The following is a 15,871-nucleotide window of genomic DNA, read 5'->3' on the forward strand; positions in this document are numbered from 1 at the left end:
GGCGGGGGCACGTGACCCGGGCCGCCCGTGCTGAACCGCTCGGTCGGCCGCTCCATGGGAGGCTGGCCGAAGGGCCCCTGCTGGGGGGGACGGGCCCACTTCGACGGGTCCGGGTTCGGTGGTCCTTGTGGGTTCGTCACCCGACCGATTCTGCCCTATTAACCTGAGTAAAGTCCGAGCGGTTGCGAAGGACCGCGATATTTTCGCGGGCCTCGGCGACCCTACCGACGTCGATGTCGGCGACCAGTAGCTGCGGGTGTGAGCCGGCCGACGCGACGACGTCGCCGAACGGCGAGACGACCAGGCTGCCCCCGACGCCAGTCGGTGCCCCCGACTCGGATGGGCGAGTGTCCCCGGGATCGGCCTGCCCGGCCGCCGCGACGTAGCTCATCGAATCCAGTGCGCGGGCGCGAGCCAGCAGCGTCCACTGGTCGAGTTTGCCGGGGCCCGCACCCCAGGACGCGCACACCGCGATCACCTCGGCGCCGCGCCGGGCCAATTCGGTGTAGAGCGCCGGGAAACGAATGTCATAGCAAACGGTCAGCCCCACCCGGACGCCGTCGACCGTGATCACCACCGGATCGCGGCCCGCCGCGACCGTGCGCGATTCGGTGAAGCCGAACGCGTCGTAGAGGTGGATCTTGTCGTAGTGGGCGAAATCGTGCGGGCCGGCCGCGATCAGTGTGTTCTTCACCCGTCCGTCGCCCGATGGGGTGAACATGCCGGCGACGACGGTGATGTTGGTTTCGGTCGCGATGCGACGCACCCCGTCCGCCCAGGGCCCGTCGACCGGCTCCGCGACCGGGCCCAGCGGCACGCCGAAGCGGCACATGGTCGCTTCCGGGAACACCACCAGGTTTGCGCCCGCGTCAGCGGCCTGGCGGCTGTATTCGGCCACCAGCTGCAAGTTTGCCGCGGGGTCGGTGCCGCTCAGGATCTGCGCCAACGCGATTCGCATGAGCGCCAGCTTAGGCCCGGCGACCACGCGCGCCGTCGCGGTCGAGCTCTCAGGCCGTCTTGGCGATCCACTCCGTGGTGAAGTGTTGTTCGGCGGCGACCAGTTCGGCCAGGCGGGTGCCGATGATGTTCTCCAACTTGCCGCCGATGATCGGGACGCGCACCTGGACGGTGGCGCGGAAGGTCAGCCGGCTGCCGCCGGTCTCTTCGATGGGCTCCAGGACGGCGGTGCCGGCCAGGTCCACCGGCGCATCCACGATCGAACCCGCGACCGACCCCGTCGCGGCGCCGCCGGTGACCGGCCCCCACGCCTCCCTGCGGCGGATCCGCAGGTCCCCGCTGTGCAGCTGCCTAACCATGCCCGGCAGCTTGTCGCTGCGGATCACCTGCAGGGTGACGACCTCGACGGTGTCCTCGTCGCCGACCCGCATCGATTCCAGCGTCGCGACGTCGACGCCGGACCCGGCCAGCCTGGCCCGCCAATATTTTTCATCGGTGAAGGCGCGATGTACCTCGTCAACGCTGCCGTCGTAGTCGGCCGACAAGTCGAATGAACGCGGCATAGCAGGTCAGGCTACCGTTACGGGCCATGAATTCCAGCGGAGCCGGTCCGGAGTTCGCCGGTGCGGCGGTGGCCGACGCGGCGCCACTGGCGCCGCTGACCACCCTGCGGGTCGGGCCGACCGCCCGCCGCCTGATCACCTGCACCAGCAGCGAACAGGTGATAGCCACATTGCGGCGACTGGACGCCGAAACCGTTGGCGGACAACGCGATTCGGTGCTGGTCTTCGCCGGTGGTTCCAACCTGGTGATCTCCGACTCCCTGACCGATCTGACCGCGGTGCGGCTGGCCAATGACGGCATCACCGTCGAGGGCAACCTGGTCCGCGCCCAAGCGGGCGCGGTGTGGGACAACGTCGTGGTCGCGGCCATCGAGCATGGCCTCGGCGGGCTGGAATGCCTGTCCGGGATCCCCGGGTCGGCCGGGGCCACCCCGGTGCAGAACGTCGGGGCTTACGGCGCCGAAGTCTCCGACACGATCACCCGGGTCCGGGTGCTCGATCGCGGCAGCGGTGAGGTGCGCTGGGTGCCGGCCGGCGAGCTGGGGTTCGGCTACCGCACCAGCGTGTTCAAACGCGATAGCGACGGTCTCGGAATCCCTTCTGTCGTACTGGAAGTGGAGTTCGCGCTGGACGCGTCCGGGCGCAGCGCGCCGCTGCGCTACGGCGAGTTGGCCGCCGCGCTGAACGTGGCCGCCGGCGAGCGCGCCGACCCGCAGGCCGTCCGCGAGGCGGTGCTCGCCCTGCGGGCACGCAAGGGCATGGTGCTCGACGTGGCCGACCACGACACCTGGAGCGTGGGGTCGTTCTTCACCAACCCGATTGTCGACCCGGACGTCTACGACCGGCTGACCGCGACGGTCGACGGGCCGGTCCCGAACTACCCCGCGCCGGGCGGGGTCAAGCTGGCCGCCGGCTGGTTGGTGGAGCGGGCGGGCTTCGGCAGGGGCTATCCGCAGCGGGGGCCGGGCGACCCCGAAGAGCCCTGCCGGTTGAGCACCAAGCACGCGCTGGCGCTGACCAACCGCGGCGGCGCCGGCTCCGACGACGTGATTAGGCTGGCGCGGACCGTCCGCGACGGCGTCCAGCGTGTGTTTGGCATCACACTGGTTCCCGAACCCGTGCTGCTCGGCTGCAGGCTGTAGCCGCAAAATTCGTCGACGCGTGCCCGGGCCCCGATTTGTGGTGGCCGGGCGGGCCGTTGTTCCCCGGTATCTTTGACTTTCGTGACCCCGTCCGACGCCCCGCGACCGCTCAACCGGCGTGCGGCTCTGGCGACCCTGGGTCTTGGTGTGCTCGCGCCCAATATGTTGGCCGCGTGCGGCGGCACGACCGCGACGCAAGCCGAGAAGAAAGAGCAGCCGGCGCCACAGCTCAAGTACCAGCCCGCCAACGCGACCGACAACGTGGTGCCGATCGCCCCGGTCAGCGTCGAGGTCGACGACGGCTGGTTCCAGCACGTCACGCTGTCGAACTCGTCGGGCAAGGCCGTCACGGGCAACTTCAACCAAGACCGCACCGTCTACACGACCTCCGAGCCGCTGGGCTACGACCAGACCTATACCTGGAGCGGCTCGGCCGTCGGGCACGACGGCAAGGCGGTCCCGGTGGCGGGCAAATTCACCACGGTGTCGCCCACCAAGAAGATTGGCGGGGCTTTCCAGCTCGCCGACGGTCAGACCGTCGGGATCGCTGCACCGATCATCATCCAGTTCGACGCGCCGATCAGCGACAAGGCCGCCGTCGAAAAGGCGCTCATTGTCACCACCAACCCGCCCGTCGAGGGCAGCTGGGCCTGGTTGCCCGACGAGGCGGCCGGTGCCCGGGCGCACTGGCGCACTCGCGAGTACTACCCGGCGGGCACCACGGTCAACGTCGAGGCCAAGCTCTACGGCCTGCCGTTCGGCGACAACGCTTACGGCGCCGACGACATTTCGCTGAACATCCAGATCGGCCGCCGGCAGGTGGTCAAGGCCGAGGTCTCGTCGCACCGCATCCAGGTGATCCGGGACGAGGGCGTCATCATGGATTTCCCGTGCAGCTACGGGGAGGCCGACAAGGCCCGCAACGTCACCCGCAACGGCATCCACGTGGTCAGCGAAAAGTACGCCGACTTCTACATGTCCAACCCGGCCGCCGGTTACAGCCACGTCCACGAGCGCTGGGCGGTGCGGATCTCCAACAACGGGGAGTTCATCCACGCCAACCCGGCGAGCTCCGGCGCCCAGGGCAACACGAACGTCACCAACGGCTGCATCAACCTGTCGACGGGCGACGCCGAGCAGTACTTCCAGTCGGCGATCTACGGCGACCCGGTCGAAGTCACTGGCAGCACGATCCAGCTGTCCTATTCCGACGGCGACCTCTGGGACTGGGCGGTGGACTGGGACACCTGGGTGGCCATGTCCGCGCTGCCGCCGGCGAGCGCACACCCGCCGGCTAGCCAGATTCCCGTCACCGCGCCGGTCACGCCGTCCAACGCGCCGACCCTGTCGGGCACCCCGACCACCACGACGTCGCCGGCCAGCACCGGCCCGGCTACCCCAGGCGGTTAAATCGCGAGGTCGTGGCCTGGTCGCGCGGCTTCATCACGATCAGGTCCAGATCGACGTGCGGCGGCCGCGACGCGACGAACCCGATCACCTCGGCCACATCGTCGGCCACCAACGGTGTGATGCCCGCGTAGACGGCGTCCGCGCGTTGTTGATCACCGTCGAAGCGGACCAACGAGAATTCCGTTGCGACCGCACCCGGGGCGACCTCGGTCAGCCGCACCGGCTTGCCCAATAGCTCGCCGCGCAGCGTGCGGTGCAGCGCTCCCTGAGCGTGTTTGGCCGCCGTGTATCCGGCGCCGCCGTCGTAAACCTCAAGTGCCGCAACCGAAGTGACGGTGACGATCAGCCCGTCGCCGGACTCGATCAGCTTGGGCAACAACGCTCGGGTGACCCGCAGGGTGCCGAGCACGTTGGTTTCCCACATCCATTGCCAGTGTTCGAGGTCGGCATCGGCGACCGGCGCCAGCCCCCGGGCGCCGCCGGCGTTGTTGACCAGCACATCGACGCGATCCAATTTGCTCGCCAATGTTTCGACCACCGCATCTTCTGTGACATCGGCCACAAGGGCGACGCCCCCGATTTCACTGGCCAGCGCCTCAATCCGGTCCGCCCGGCGCGCCACTGCGACGACGTGAAAGCCCTGCGCAGCCAGGTTTCGGGCGGTTGCTGCGCCGATCCCCGAGCTGGCACCGGTGATTACTGCGACTCGCTTATTCCTGCCAGTTTTAACCATCGAAACAACCTTAATGAACGTGCTAGATTTTGCGTGTGCTCCTCAGCGCCCTTTCCAACAACACGACCACCGCGTGTCTTTGCGCGGCGGGTGCGTGTTGTTGCTGCGCATTTTGCCGCTCCTGACCCAAGCCAGGTGTGGCCAAGACGGCCAGCAAAATTCGGACAAAAGGACGCTCGTGCGCACGAATACCCTCACCCATACGCATCATTCGCCCAGTCGTGCCGTCGGGCACCTGCCTGGTCAAAAGGGCCACCGCTCGGTGCGCCGGCAAATCGTGCCGCCGGCGTTGAACATCCCGGACTCGGCGGCGGCCTCCGTCTTTCGCGCCGTCCGGCTGCGGGGTCCCGTCGGCCGTGACGTCATCGCCGGCGTCACCTCGCTGAGCATCGCCACGGTCAACCGCCAGGTCATCGCGCTGCTGGAGGCCGGCCTATTGCGCGAGCGCGCCGATTTGGCCGTCTCCGGCGCGATCGGCCGCCCACGCGTGCCGGTCGAGGTTAACCACGAGCCGTTCGTGACCCTCGGCATCCACATCGGGGCGCGAACCACCAGCATCGTTGCCACCGACCTGTTCGGCCGCACCCTTGACACCGTCGAGACGCCGACGCCGCGCAACCCGGCCGGGCCCGCGCTGGCGACGCTGGCCGACAGCGCCCGCCGCTACCTGAGGCGTTGGCATCGCCGGCGGCCCTTGTGGGTGGGTGTCGCCATCGGTGGCACCGTCGACGGCGCCACCGGCCAGGTGGACCACCCACGACTGGGCTGGCGGCAGGCGCCGGTCGGACAGGTGTTGGCCGACGCGTTGGGCCTGTCGGTCTCGGTGGCCTCGCACGTCGACGCCATGGCGGGCGCCGAGCTGCTGCTGGGCATGCGGCGGTTCCTGCCCAGCTCGCCGACCAGCTTGTACGTCTACGCCCGCGAGACCGTGGGCTATGCGCTGGTGATCGGCGGCCGCGTGCACGTGCCGGCCAGCGGCCCGGGCACCATCGCGACCCTGCCGGCCCACTCGGAGCTGCTCGGCGGCACCGGCCAATTGGAGTCCACCGTCAGCGATGAGGCCGTCGTGGCCGTCGCGCGCCAGCTGCGCATCCTGCCGTTCGCTCCGGCCAACCGCGCCAACGGCTCCGCCACCGGCGTCTCCGATCTGCTGCGCGTGGCGCGAGCCGGCAACCAGCAGGCCAAGGATTTGCTCGCCGAGCGGGGCCGCGTGCTCGGTGAGGCGGTGGCGCTGCTGCGCGACATGCTCAACCCCGACGAGCTGGTGGTCGGTGGCCAGGCCTTCACCGAGTACCCCGAGGCGATGGAGCAGGTCGAGGCGGCGTTCGTCGAACGCTCCGTGCTGGGGCCGCGCGACATCCGCCCCACCGCCTTCGGCAATCGGGTCCAGGAGGCCGGCGCGGGCACCGTCTCGCTGTCCGGGCTGTATGCCGACCCACTGGGCGCGATGCGACGCGCCGGGGCACTGGATGCCCGGCTGCACGACGTGGGTCGCGACGAGTCGTCCGCCTGACGCGATTCCTTGTCCAGCGCGCTTGGGCTGGCCGGCGAACCATCCTGTAAAGATGACATGGTGCGGCACGATGACGTTTTCCGGCTGAATGAACCGCGTCGGGTCGCAGTGTTGGCGGTTCACACCTCACCACTGGCCCAACCCGGCACCGGTGACGCGGGCGGCATGAACGTCTACGTGCTGCAGACGGCGCTGCATCTGGCGCTGCGCGGCATCGAGGTGGAGATCTTCACGCGCGCGACGGCGTCCGCCGATCCGCCGGTCGCGCGGGTGGCGCCCGGGGTGCTGGTCCGCAACGTCGTCGCGGGCCCGTTCGAGGGCCTGGACAAATACGACCTGCCCACCCAGCTGTGCGCGTTCGCGGCCGGGGTTTTGCGCGCCGAGGCATCGCACGAGCCCGGCTACTACGACATCGTGCACTCGCACTACTGGCTGTCCGGGCAGGTCGGGTGGCTGGCGCGCGATCGCTGGGCGGTGCCGTTGGTGCACACCGCGCATACGCTCGCCGCGGTCAAGAATGCGGCGCTGGCGGAGGGGGATTCTCCGGAACCGCCGCTGCGCACGGTCGGCGAGCAACAGGTTGTCGACGAGGCGGACCGGTTGATCGTCAACACCGATGACGAAGCCAACCAACTGATTTCGATCCACCACGCCGACCCGGCGAGAATCGACGTCGTCCACCCCGGCGTGGATCTCGACGTGTTCCGCCCCGGCGACCGGGCGGCCGCCCGGGCCGCACTGGAACTTCCGCCCGATGAGGACATCGTGGCGTTCGTCGGCCGGATCCAGCCGTTGAAGGCGCCCGACATCGTGCTGCGCGCCGCCGCGAAACTGCCCGGCGTGCGCATCGTCGTGGCCGGCGGGCCCTCGGGTAGCGGACTGGCGTCCCCGGACGGATTGGCCCGGCTGGCCGACCAACTCGGCATCGCCGAGCGGGTGACGTTCCTGCCCCCGCAGTCGCGCCCCAACCTGGCCACCCTGTTCCAGGCGGCCAATGTAGTTGCGGTGCCCAGTTATTCGGAGTCGTTCGGTCTGGTCGCCCTCGAGGCACAGGCGTGTGGGACGCCGGTCGCTGCGGCCGCGGTGGGCGGGCTGCCGGTGGCCGTGCGCGACGGAGTGACCGGCACGCTGGTGGCCGGCCACGACGTCGCCCAGTGGGCGGACGCCCTGGGCCGGCTGCTGCGGATGCCCGCTGCGCACGCCGACGCGATGGCCCGCGCTGCCGCCGCGCATGCCGCCACGTTCTCCTGGGACCACACCACCGACGCGCTGTTGGCCAGCTATCGGCGCGCCATTGGGGAATACACCGCCGAGCGCCGGGGGGTCGGTGCGTGACCGCCAAGGTGGAGCGCGTTATCGAGGATGCACTGCGGGCCAGCGGGTTGAACTACTCGAAACATGCTGGCACACATGGTGGTTTGTCGGGCCTGGTGGTCGAATTGCCCGGCGAGCGCAAGCTCAAGACCAACACCATCCTGAGCGTCGGCGAGCATTCGGTGCGGGTCGAGGCGTTCGTGTGCCGCAAGCCCGACGAGAACCACGAAGGCGTCTACCGCTTCCTGCTCAAGCGCAACCGCCGCCTCTACGGGGTGGCCTACACGCTGGACAACGTCGGGGACATCTATTTGGTGGGCCGCATGTCGCTGGCCTCGGTGGACGCCGACGAGCTCGACAGAGTGCTGGGGCAAGTGCTTGAAGCGGTGGATTCGGACTTCAATACGTTGCTGGAGCTGGGTTTTCGTTCGTCGATCCAGAAAGAGTGGGAGTGGCGGGTGTCTCGCGGTGAGTCGCTGAAGAACCTGCAGGCCTTCGCCCACCTGATCGACGATGACCACGATGACGCCAACGACCGCTGAATGAGTGCGTGAGAGACTGACCGGCATGGGTGAAACCGCCACGCTGGTACTGCTTCGCCACGGCGAAAGCGAATGGAACTCGCTGAACCTGTTCACCGGCTGGGTCGACGTCGGACTCACCGACAAGGGCCGGACCGAAGCCGTGCGCAGCGGTGAGCTGCTGGTCGAGAACAACCTGTCGCCCGACATCCTCTACACCTCGCTGCTGCGCCGCGCCATCTCCACCGCGCACCTGGCGCTGGACGCCGCCGACCGGCTGTGGATTCCGGTGCGGCGCAGCTGGCGGCTGAACGAACGGCATTACGGGGCGCTGCAGGGGCTGGACAAGGCCGAGACCAAGGACCGCTACGGCGACGACCAGTTCATGGCCTGGCGGCGGAGCTATGACACGCCGCCCCCACCCATCGAGAAGGGCAGCACCTACAGCCAGGACACCGATCCCCGGTACGCCGACATCGGCGGTGGCCCGCTCACCGAGTGCCTGGCCGACGTGGTCGTGCGCTTCCTGCCGTATTTCACCGACGTCATCGTCCCGGACCTGCGCAGCGGCAAGACGGTGCTGGTCGTGGCGCACGGCAACTCGCTGCGGGCGCTGATCAAGCACCTCGACCAAGTGTCCGACGAGGAGATCGCCGGACTGAACATCCCGACCGGCATCCCGCTGCGCTACGACCTGGACGCTGACCTGCGGCCGGTGGTGGCCGGCGGCACCTATCTGGACCCGGAGGCGGCCGCCGCCGGGGCCGCCGCGGTCGCCAGCCAGGGCCGCGGCTGACGCCGGCGCGCCCGCGCCATTTCGCGAGATAAAGGCGATTTAGCCAAACATCGCGTGAACGGGAGCAGAACACCTGTTGCGCAAGGTGTGACTTGTCCGATTTTGGCCTCGTTGCGCTAGGGCAGCGTTCAGGAAGATTTGTAGGATTTGCTATGTGACTGTGTTCTCGGCGCTGTTGCTGGCCGGGGTTTTGTCCGCGCTGGCGCTGGCCGCAGGTGTACTGGTCGGGACCCGGCTGTCACCGCGGGCGGTGCAGCGCCGCCAGCGGGTCGGCACCGAATGGACCGGGATCACCGTCGCGCAGATGCTGCAACGCATCGTGGCGCTGATGCCGCTGGGCGCGGCGGTGGTGGACGCCCATCGTGACGTCGTCTACCTCAATGACCGCGCCAAGGAGCTTGGCCTCGTGCGGGACCGTCAGCTCGATGACCAGGCCTGGGAGGCGGCGCAACAGGCCTTGACCGGCGTCGACGTCGAATTCGACCTGCGGCCGGCGAAACGGCCAGGTGGCCGGTCCGGGCTCTCGGTGCACGGGCAGGCCCGGTTGCTCAGCGAAGAAGATCGCCGGTTCGCCATCGTCTTCGCCCACGATCAGTCCGACTACGCGCGGATGGAAGCGACCAGGCGCGACTTCGTGGCCAACGTCAGTCACGAGCTCAAGACCCCGGTGGGTGCCATGGCACTGCTCGCCGAGGCCCTGCTGGCCTCGTCCGACGACTCCGACACCGTGCGGCGATTCGCCGAGAAGGTGCTCGTCGAGGCCAACCGGCTGGGGGACATGGTCGCCGAGCTGATCGAGCTGTCCCGGCTACAGGGCGCCGAACGGCTGCCGAACGTCATCGAGGTCGACGTCGACAAGGTTGTGGGCGAAGCGATTTCGCGCCACAAGGTGGGGGCCGACAACGCCGATATCGAGCTCCGCACTGACGCCGCCAGCGGTCTACGGGTGCTGGGCGACGAGACGCTGCTGGTCACCGCCCTGGCCAACCTGGTATCCAACGCCATCGCTTACTCGCCGCCGGGCTCGCCGGTGTCGATCAGCCGCCGCCGCCGCGGCGACAACATCGAGATCGCGGTCACAGACCGCGGCATCGGGATAGCCCTGGAAGACCAGGAGCGGGTTTTCGAGCGGTTCTTCCGCGGGGACAAGGCGCGCTCGCGCGCCACCGGTGGCAGCGGGTTGGGCCTGGCGATCGTCAAGCACGTCGCGGCCAACCACAACGGCAGCATCGGCGTGTGGAGCAAGCCCGGAACCGGATCGACATTCACCCTTTCCATTCCGGCGGCCACGGCGTCTCATCAAGACGAAGGCGAATCCGAGCAGTCGCAGGGCCGCGACCTGCGGCCCAACCGCTCACAACGAGAGGAAGAACTAAGTCGATGACCCGCGCGTATGACGATGCAGTGGGGGAGCCCCCAGCCGCGCAGCGGCGAGGGGGACACAGCGATGAGGAGGAATCGCGCCGATGACCAGTGTGCTGATCGTGGAGGACGAGGAGTCGCTGGCCGATCCGCTGGCGTTCCTGCTCCGCAAGGAGGGTTTCGAGGCCACCGTCGTGACTGACGGTACGGCCGCGCTGGCCGAATTCGACCGGGGCGGCGCCGACATCGTGCTGCTCGACCTGATGCTGCCCGGAATGTCGGGCACCGACGTCTGCAAGCAGCTGCGTGCACGCTCCAGCGTGCCGGTGATCATGGTGACCGCTCGGGACAGCGAGATCGACAAGGTCGTCGGCCTCGAACTCGGCGCCGACGACTACGTGACCAAGCCGTATTCCGCGCGTGAGTTGATCGCGCGGATCCGAGCGGTGTTGCGCCGCGGCGGTGACGACGATTCCGAGATCGGCGACGGCGTGCTCGAATCCGGTCCCGTCCGGATGGATGTCGAACGCCACGTCGTTTCGGTCAATGGCGACACGATCACGTTGCCGCTCAAGGAGTTTGACCTCCTCGAGTATCTGATGCGCAACAGCGGCCGGGTGCTGACCCGCGGGCAGTTGATCGACCGGGTGTGGGGTGCGGACTACGTCGGCGACACCAAGACACTCGACGTGCACGTCAAGCGGCTGCGGTCCAAGATCGAAGCCGACCCGGCCAACCCGGTGCATCTGGTGACGGTGCGGGGGCTCGGCTACAAGCTCGAGGGCTAGTCCGGAGGATCCGCCGGCTCCGGACCGTCGGTGTCGAATGGAAGCTCACGTCGGGATTCGTTCGTCGATCTCGGGTGCCTCGGTTCCTCGCAGGCCTACCTCGGCGTGGGCGAGTACCGACCAGCGCCGGTGGTCGATCTCGATGTGTGCCTGCGCCTGTTCGGTGTTGGTGCACACCGCGGTGCACCCGTCGGGATCGGTGTAGCCCAGACTCACGCATCGGTCCGGCGGCTGGTCGACCTGGATGAGCACCCTGCGACCGCCGATGCGTCCCGCCAGCTGCCAGTGCCGCGGGCCGAGCCTCGTCCGCATCCGCAGCGATGGCAAAATGCTTGCGGGCCAATCCTTTCCGTCGAGCCGGAAGCGCACGAAGGCCAGCGGTGCCAGCCTGCGAAGTACCGGCTTGTGTGACACGGCGGTGACCACCTCGAGGACGTCGCCGCCGCCAAGATCGGCGTGGATCCATCCCCAGCGTCTGGCGTTGCCGTGCCCGTAGATGTGCGCGACGCCGCCGCGCCATCCCGCGATCGGCACGGCGGTGTCTCCGACGGTCAGTGAGCCGGTGAAGTCGGCGCTTGGGGCGAGGACCACCTGCGCGCCGGGCAACAGCTCGCGCTCCCACATCAGGCGGGGGAACGTCCACAGCGGGCGAGCGCTGTCGGTCCAGGACAGATCCCAGGCCAGCGATCCGGCCCGTCCGGCCAGCCGCCCATCGGCCACCCGAACCCCGGCTGCGTCGAACCAGTCGGCGCCGGCCGCGGGCTGCGCCGGCTCGGGGCCGAATCGTTCGGTGTGGGGTAACCCGTCGGCCAGAAATCGGGTGACCCAGCCGTGTGCGTAGGGAGCGCCCTGCACGGGAGCCACTGTCTCGCAATGGATCCACAACCCCGCCCCTGTTCGTGGGTCGGAAACGGTGGCGTACCAGACTTCGAGGCGCCCGGCCTTGCCGCGCCACCGTGGAGCGGCCGCCGAGCGCTTTTCGTCGTCCATCGCCCGCGGCCCGAAGCGTGCGGCTACTCGGCGATGCGAGTCGCCGGGTGCACCGCGATGAGCCCTAACTTGCTGCGGCGCTTGCACATTGCGGCCAGCTCGGAGTAGGCCTTCGCGCCGAGCAGCTCGGTGAGTTCGTCGGCCAGGCTTTCCCACACCTGCTTGGCGCCGACATGGGCGGCCGGATCGCCGGTGCAGTACCAGTGCAGGTCGGCGCCACCGGAACCCCAACCGCGGCGGTCGTATTCGGTGACCCAGGTCTTGAGGATCTCGGTGCCGTCGGGCCGGGTCACCCACTCCTGGCTGCGACGGATCGGCAGCTGCCAGCAGACATCGGGCTTCATCGTCAGCGGCGGCACGCCCAGTTTGAGGGCTTTGCTGTGCAGAGCGCAGCCGACACCGCCCCGAAAACCCGGCCGGTTCAAGAAGATGCACGCGTCTTTGTGCTTGCGGGTGCGATACTGCGGTTGGCCGTCATGCTCGTCGATTTCCAGGTAACCTTTGCGGCTCAACCCTTTTCCGCGGTATTGCCAGTCGTCGTCGGTCAGCTTCTTGACCGCGTCGTCCAGGCGGGCGCGGTCGTCGTCGTCGGACAGGAACGCACCGTGCGAGCAGCACCCGTCGTCCGGGCGGCCTTCCACCGTGCCGCGGCAGGCCGGAGTGCCGAACACACATGTCCACCGGGAGAGCAGCCAGGTCAGGTCCGCCGCGATCAGGTGCTCGGGGTTGTCGGGGTCGTAGAACTCCACCCATTCGCGGGCGAAATCCAGTTCGACCTCTTGTCCCGGTTCCGGGTGCGAATTCTGCACACAGTCCACGTTAGACCACGGTTCGGGCCATCCGAGCCGCTGACACTCGGGCCCGGATGACCCCGGCCACGGCGCGTTGACCGGGTCGCGCAACGCAGCGCATCCGGGGTTTCGTTAGGTTGTTTAGGTGCGATTGGGCGTTCTCGACGTGGGCAGCAACACGGTGCATCTGCTGGTGGTGGATGCCCACCGGGGCGGCCATCCGACGCCGATGAGTTCGACGAAAGCGACTCTGCGTCTTGCCGAGGCCACCGACGGCGCCGGCAAGATCACCAAACGTGGTGCTGACAAACTGATTTCCACTCTCGACGAATTCGCCAAGATCGCCGACAGTTCGGGCTGCGCGGAGCTGATGGCGTTCGCTACATCCGCGGTGCGGGAAGCCGGTAACTCCGACGATGTGCTGAGCCGGGTGCGCAAGGAGACCGGCGTCGAGCTGCGGGTGCTGACCGGGGTCGAGGAGTCGCGGCTGACCTTCCTGGCGGTGCGCCGGTGGTACGGGTGGAGCGCGGGCCGCATCATCAACCTCGACATCGGGGGCGGCTCGCTGGAGATGTCCAGCGGCGTGGACGAGGAGCCGGAGGTCGCGCTGTCGCTTCCGCTGGGCGCCGGACGGCTGACCCGCGAGTGGCTGCCCGACGATCCGCCGGGCCGGCGTCGCGTCGCGATGCTGCGGGATTGGCTGGACGCCGAGCTCTCCGAAGCCAGCGTGAACATCCTCGACGCGGGTAGTCCGGACCTGGCTGTCGCGACATCGAAGACTTTTCGCTCGCTGGCGCGGCTCACCGGGGCGGCGCCCTCGGGCGCCGGACCGCGCGTCAAGAGGACGCTTACAGCGAACGGCCTCAGGCAACTCATATCTTTCATCTCTAGGATGACGACCGCTGACCGGGCGGAACTGGAAGGAGTGAGCGCCGAGCGGGCACCGCAGATCGTTGCGGGCGCTCTGGTGGCGGAGGCAAGCATGCGAGCGCTGTCGATCGAATCCGTGGATATCTGCCCGTGGGCATTACGGGAAGGTCTCATCTTGCGCAAACTCGACAGTGAAGCCGACGGATCGGCCCTCATGGAGCCTTCAGTGCGCAATGCTGGAGGCCAGGTAGTTGATCGGAATCAGAACCGATCGAGAGGCGACAAACCATGACCGGACCGCACCCCGAGCCAGAGGACTCCGGCACCCGGCCCATTTCGGTTGCCGAATTGCTGGCCAAAAACGGAACCATCGGAGCACCGGCCGTCACCCGGCGGCGCCGTCGTCGGCGCGGCGACAGCGACGCGGTGACCGTAGCCGAACTGACCGGCGACCTTCCGGTGATCCGTGATGACGACGACGAGCCCGGTTACGGCACCGCCGAAGCCACCGACACCGTCGACGTTGCCGAACAGGCCCCACCCGCCAAGCCCGTAACCAGAGACGAGCCGAAGGCGCCCTACTGGTCCGAGCCCGAGCCGCGCTGGCCCAAGTCACCGCCACAGCCCAAGCGGGCCGGGCCCGAGCGCAGCGAATACCCGCGGCCGTTGCCCGAGGCCGGCCGGGCGGGTTCGTCCGTCAATGGCACCGGGCAGCCGGGTTCGGGGGCCGAGGACATGAGCTTCGACCCGATGGATCACTACGCCGATGTCCCGGTGGACGTCATGGACTCCGAGGTGCGCGAGGCCGAACCGGCGGTGGAGGACTCCGCCTACGTGCGCTCCTTCTTGCGATCCGGGGATGACGAGGACGACGAGGACGGGTCGGGGCCGCTGTCGGCCGGAGTGCTCGGCGACGAGCACCTCGACGTCGAGGACCGGGACGCCGAAGCCGGCCCGGACGCCCATCTCGAAGGGGGCAGGTTCGACGCGGTGTGGCGCGGCGGGCTGGTCGTGCTGCAGTCGATGCTGGCCGTCGCGTTCGGCGGCGGGTTGTTCGTGGCCTTCGACCAGCTGTGGCGCTGGAACAGCCTGGTGGCGCTGGTGCTATCGGTGCTGGTCATTCTGGGCCTGGTGGCCGGGGTTCGGGTGGTTCGCAAAACCGAGGACATCGCCAGCACGTTGATCGCGGTCGCGGTGGGTGCGCTGATCACCCTGGGGCCCTTGGCGCTGTCGTTGCAATCGGGCTAGCGGCACCGTAGACAGTGCGCCCCGCCATCAAAGTCGGCCTCTCCACGGCTTCGGTGTATCCGTTGCGGGCCGAGGCCGCCTTCGAGTACGCGGCCCGGCTCGGCTACGACGGCGTCGAGCTGATGGTGTGGGCCGAGTCGGTCAGCCAGGACGTCGCCGCCGTCGAGAAGCTGTCGCGGCGCTACCGCGTCCCGGTGTTGTCCGTGCACGCGCCCTGCCTGCTCATCTCGCAGCGGGTGTGGGGCGCCAACCCGATACCCAAGCTGGATCGCAGCGTGCGCGCCGCCGAACAGCTGGGCGCGGAGACGGTCGTCGTGCACCCGCCGTTTCGCTGGCAGCGGCGCTACGCCGAGGGTTTCAGCGAGCAGGTGGCGGAGCTGGAAGCGTCGAGCGACGTGCTGGTCGCCGTGGAGAACATGTTTCCGTTTCGGGCGGACCGGTTCTTCGGGGCCGGCCAGTCGCTGGAACGGATGCGCAGACGCGGTGGCGGCCCCGGCCCGGCGATTTCGGCGTTCGCTCCCTCCTACGATCCGCTGGACGGCGACCACGCGCACTACACGCTCGACCTGTCCCACACCGCGACAGCGGGCACCGACTCGCTGGACATGGCCCAGCGGATGGGGGAGGGGCTGGTGCATCTGCACCTGTGCGACGGCAACGGTCTGCCCGCCGACGAGCACCTGGTGCCCGGGCGCGGCACCCAACCCACGGCCGAGGTGTGCCAGATGCTGGCCGGCAGCCACTTCGCCGGGCACGTCATCCTGGAGGTGTCGACGTCCAGTGCCCGTTCCGCCAACGAGCGCGAGGCCATGCTCGCCGAATCGCTGCAGTTTGCACGCACGCATCTGCTGCGCTGACCAAGCCAGGAGAAAC

At 68.7% G+C, this 15,871-nt stretch carries 16 protein-coding genes; 11 read left to right on the forward strand and 5 right to left on the reverse strand.

Annotated features, from left to right (window positions below; all coding sequences use genetic code 11):
* Positions 1 to 136: 136 nt before the first annotated feature.
* Both A5753_RS03245 and A5753_RS03250 read right to left on the reverse strand, forming a co-directional pair.
* On the reverse strand, positions 137 to 958 hold the full coding sequence (locus tag A5753_RS03245; RefSeq protein WP_067123483.1) for a carbon-nitrogen hydrolase family protein: 822 nt from the start codon (positions 956 to 958) through the stop codon (positions 137 to 139).
* A 49-nt stretch (positions 959 to 1,007) separates the two neighbouring features.
* Positions 1,008 to 1,520 carry a DUF2505 domain-containing protein gene (locus tag A5753_RS03250; RefSeq protein WP_067123387.1) on the reverse strand — a complete coding sequence of 171 codons (513 nt, stop codon included), beginning with the start codon at positions 1,518 to 1,520 and terminating at the stop codon, positions 1,008 to 1,010.
* Positions 1,521 to 1,546: 26 nt separating this feature from the next.
* Between A5753_RS03250 and A5753_RS03255 the strand changes: the two genes are divergently transcribed.
* Together A5753_RS03255 and A5753_RS03260 are read left to right on the forward strand one after the other, a co-directional pair.
* Entirely contained in the window at positions 1,547 to 2,662 is a 1,116-nt protein-coding gene (locus A5753_RS03255; RefSeq protein ID WP_067123389.1) for a UDP-N-acetylmuramate dehydrogenase, read from the forward strand.
* 33 nt (positions 2,663 to 2,695) lie between these two features.
* The gene (locus A5753_RS03260; protein ID WP_369829288.1) at positions 2,696 to 4,072 is read left to right on the forward strand and encodes an Ig-like domain-containing protein; all 1,377 of its coding nucleotides are present in this window, start codon (positions 2,696 to 2,698) and stop codon (positions 4,070 to 4,072) included.
* On the opposite strand, the gene A5753_RS03265 is transcribed toward A5753_RS03260, so the two are convergent.
* A complete protein-coding gene (locus A5753_RS03265) occupies positions 4,056 to 4,805 on the reverse strand; it encodes an SDR family NAD(P)-dependent oxidoreductase (RefSeq protein WP_067123393.1) in 750 nt (249 codons plus the stop codon). The two genes, A5753_RS03260 and A5753_RS03265, sit on opposite strands and share 17 nt — an antisense overlap.
* Before the next feature lie 235 nt (positions 4,806 to 5,040).
* Here A5753_RS03265 and A5753_RS03270 point away from each other — a divergent pair, with 235 nt between their 5' ends.
* The 6 genes from A5753_RS03270 (at position 5,041) to regX (ending at position 11,099) form a co-directional block, all read left to right on the forward strand.
* Positions 5,041 to 6,318, forward strand: a complete 1,278-nt coding sequence (locus A5753_RS03270; RefSeq protein ID WP_197694574.1) for an ROK family protein — start codon at positions 5,041 to 5,043, stop codon at positions 6,316 to 6,318.
* 57 nt (positions 6,319 to 6,375) lie between these two features.
* Positions 6,376 to 7,653: a D-inositol-3-phosphate glycosyltransferase gene (gene mshA, locus A5753_RS03275; RefSeq protein ID WP_231989980.1), complete on the forward strand. Its 1,278-nt coding sequence runs from the start codon at positions 6,376 to 6,378 to the stop codon at positions 7,651 to 7,653.
* On the forward strand, positions 7,650 to 8,174 hold the full coding sequence (locus A5753_RS03280) for a YbjN domain-containing protein (protein ID WP_067123397.1): 525 nt from the start codon (positions 7,650 to 7,652) through the stop codon (positions 8,172 to 8,174). Before mshA ends, A5753_RS03280 begins: the two co-directional genes overlap by 4 nt.
* Before the next feature lie 25 nt (positions 8,175 to 8,199).
* A complete protein-coding gene (locus tag A5753_RS03285; protein WP_067123399.1) occupies positions 8,200 to 8,949 on the forward strand; it encodes a phosphoglyceromutase in 750 nt (249 codons plus the stop codon).
* Between the two features lie 154 nt (positions 8,950 to 9,103).
* Positions 9,104 to 10,333 carry a cell wall metabolism sensor histidine kinase WalK gene (locus A5753_RS03290; protein ID WP_156655916.1) on the forward strand — a complete coding sequence of 410 codons (1,230 nt, stop codon included), beginning with the start codon at positions 9,104 to 9,106 and terminating at the stop codon, positions 10,331 to 10,333.
* 82 nt (positions 10,334 to 10,415) lie between these two features.
* Positions 10,416 to 11,099, forward strand: a complete 684-nt coding sequence (regX, locus tag A5753_RS03295; protein ID WP_067123402.1) for a two-component sensory transduction protein RegX — start codon at positions 10,416 to 10,418, stop codon at positions 11,097 to 11,099.
* A 45-nt stretch (positions 11,100 to 11,144) separates the two neighbouring features.
* On the opposite strand, the gene A5753_RS03300 is transcribed toward regX, so the two are convergent.
* Both A5753_RS03300 and A5753_RS03305 read right to left on the reverse strand, forming a co-directional pair.
* Positions 11,145 to 12,089: a hypothetical protein gene (locus A5753_RS03300; protein WP_067123404.1), complete on the reverse strand. Its 945-nt coding sequence runs from the start codon at positions 12,087 to 12,089 to the stop codon at positions 11,145 to 11,147.
* Between the two features lie 23 nt (positions 12,090 to 12,112).
* Positions 12,113 to 12,907 (reverse strand): hypothetical protein, encoded by a 795-nt coding sequence (locus A5753_RS03305; RefSeq protein ID WP_067123407.1) that lies wholly within the window; start codon positions 12,905 to 12,907, stop codon positions 12,113 to 12,115.
* Between the two features lie 118 nt (positions 12,908 to 13,025).
* On the opposite strand from A5753_RS03305, the gene A5753_RS03310 reads away from it, so the two are divergent.
* The 3 genes from A5753_RS03310 to A5753_RS03320 are packed head-to-tail and all read left to right on the forward strand — an operon-like array spanning position 13,026 to position 15,855.
* Positions 13,026 to 14,042 carry a Ppx/GppA phosphatase family protein gene (locus A5753_RS03310; protein WP_067123409.1) on the forward strand — a complete coding sequence of 339 codons (1,017 nt, stop codon included), beginning with the start codon at positions 13,026 to 13,028 and terminating at the stop codon, positions 14,040 to 14,042.
* The gene (locus A5753_RS03315) at positions 14,039 to 14,998 is read left to right on the forward strand and encodes a hypothetical protein (RefSeq protein ID WP_067123411.1); all 960 of its coding nucleotides are present in this window, start codon (positions 14,039 to 14,041) and stop codon (positions 14,996 to 14,998) included. Before A5753_RS03310 ends, A5753_RS03315 begins: the two co-directional genes overlap by 4 nt.
* A gap of 14 nt (positions 14,999 to 15,012) precedes the next feature.
* On the forward strand, positions 15,013 to 15,855 hold the full coding sequence (locus A5753_RS03320; RefSeq protein WP_067123413.1) for a sugar phosphate isomerase/epimerase: 843 nt from the start codon (positions 15,013 to 15,015) through the stop codon (positions 15,853 to 15,855).
* The last annotated feature ends 16 nt before the right edge of the window (positions 15,856 to 15,871 follow it).

The organism is Mycobacterium sp. 852002-51971_SCH5477799-a, assembly GCF_001667145.1.
Classification (GTDB): Bacteria; Actinomycetota; Actinomycetes; order Mycobacteriales; family Mycobacteriaceae; genus Mycobacterium.

Coding starts and splice junctions, on each gene's coding strand:
- A5753_RS03245 (WP_067123483.1), bottom strand. CDS start 958: ATGCGAATCGCGTTGGCGCAGATCCTGAGCGGCACCGACCCCGCGGCA.
- A5753_RS03250 (WP_067123387.1), bottom strand. CDS start 1,520: ATGCCGCGTTCATTCGACTTGTCGGCCGACTACGACGGCAGCGTTGAC.
- A5753_RS03255 (WP_067123389.1), top strand. CDS start 1,547: ATGAATTCCAGCGGAGCCGGTCCGGAGTTCGCCGGTGCGGCGGTGGCC.
- A5753_RS03265 (WP_067123393.1), bottom strand. CDS start 4,805: ATGGTTAAAACTGGCAGGAATAAGCGAGTCGCAGTAATCACCGGTGCC.
- mshA (WP_231989980.1), top strand. CDS start 6,376: ATGGTGCGGCACGATGACGTTTTCCGGCTGAATGAACCGCGTCGGGTC.
- A5753_RS03285 (WP_067123399.1), top strand. CDS start 8,200: ATGGGTGAAACCGCCACGCTGGTACTGCTTCGCCACGGCGAAAGCGAA.
- regX (WP_067123402.1), top strand. CDS start 10,416: ATGACCAGTGTGCTGATCGTGGAGGACGAGGAGTCGCTGGCCGATCCG.
- A5753_RS03300 (WP_067123404.1), bottom strand. CDS start 12,089: ATGGACGACGAAAAGCGCTCGGCGGCCGCTCCACGGTGGCGCGGCAAG.
- A5753_RS03315 (WP_067123411.1), top strand. CDS start 14,039: ATGACCGGACCGCACCCCGAGCCAGAGGACTCCGGCACCCGGCCCATT.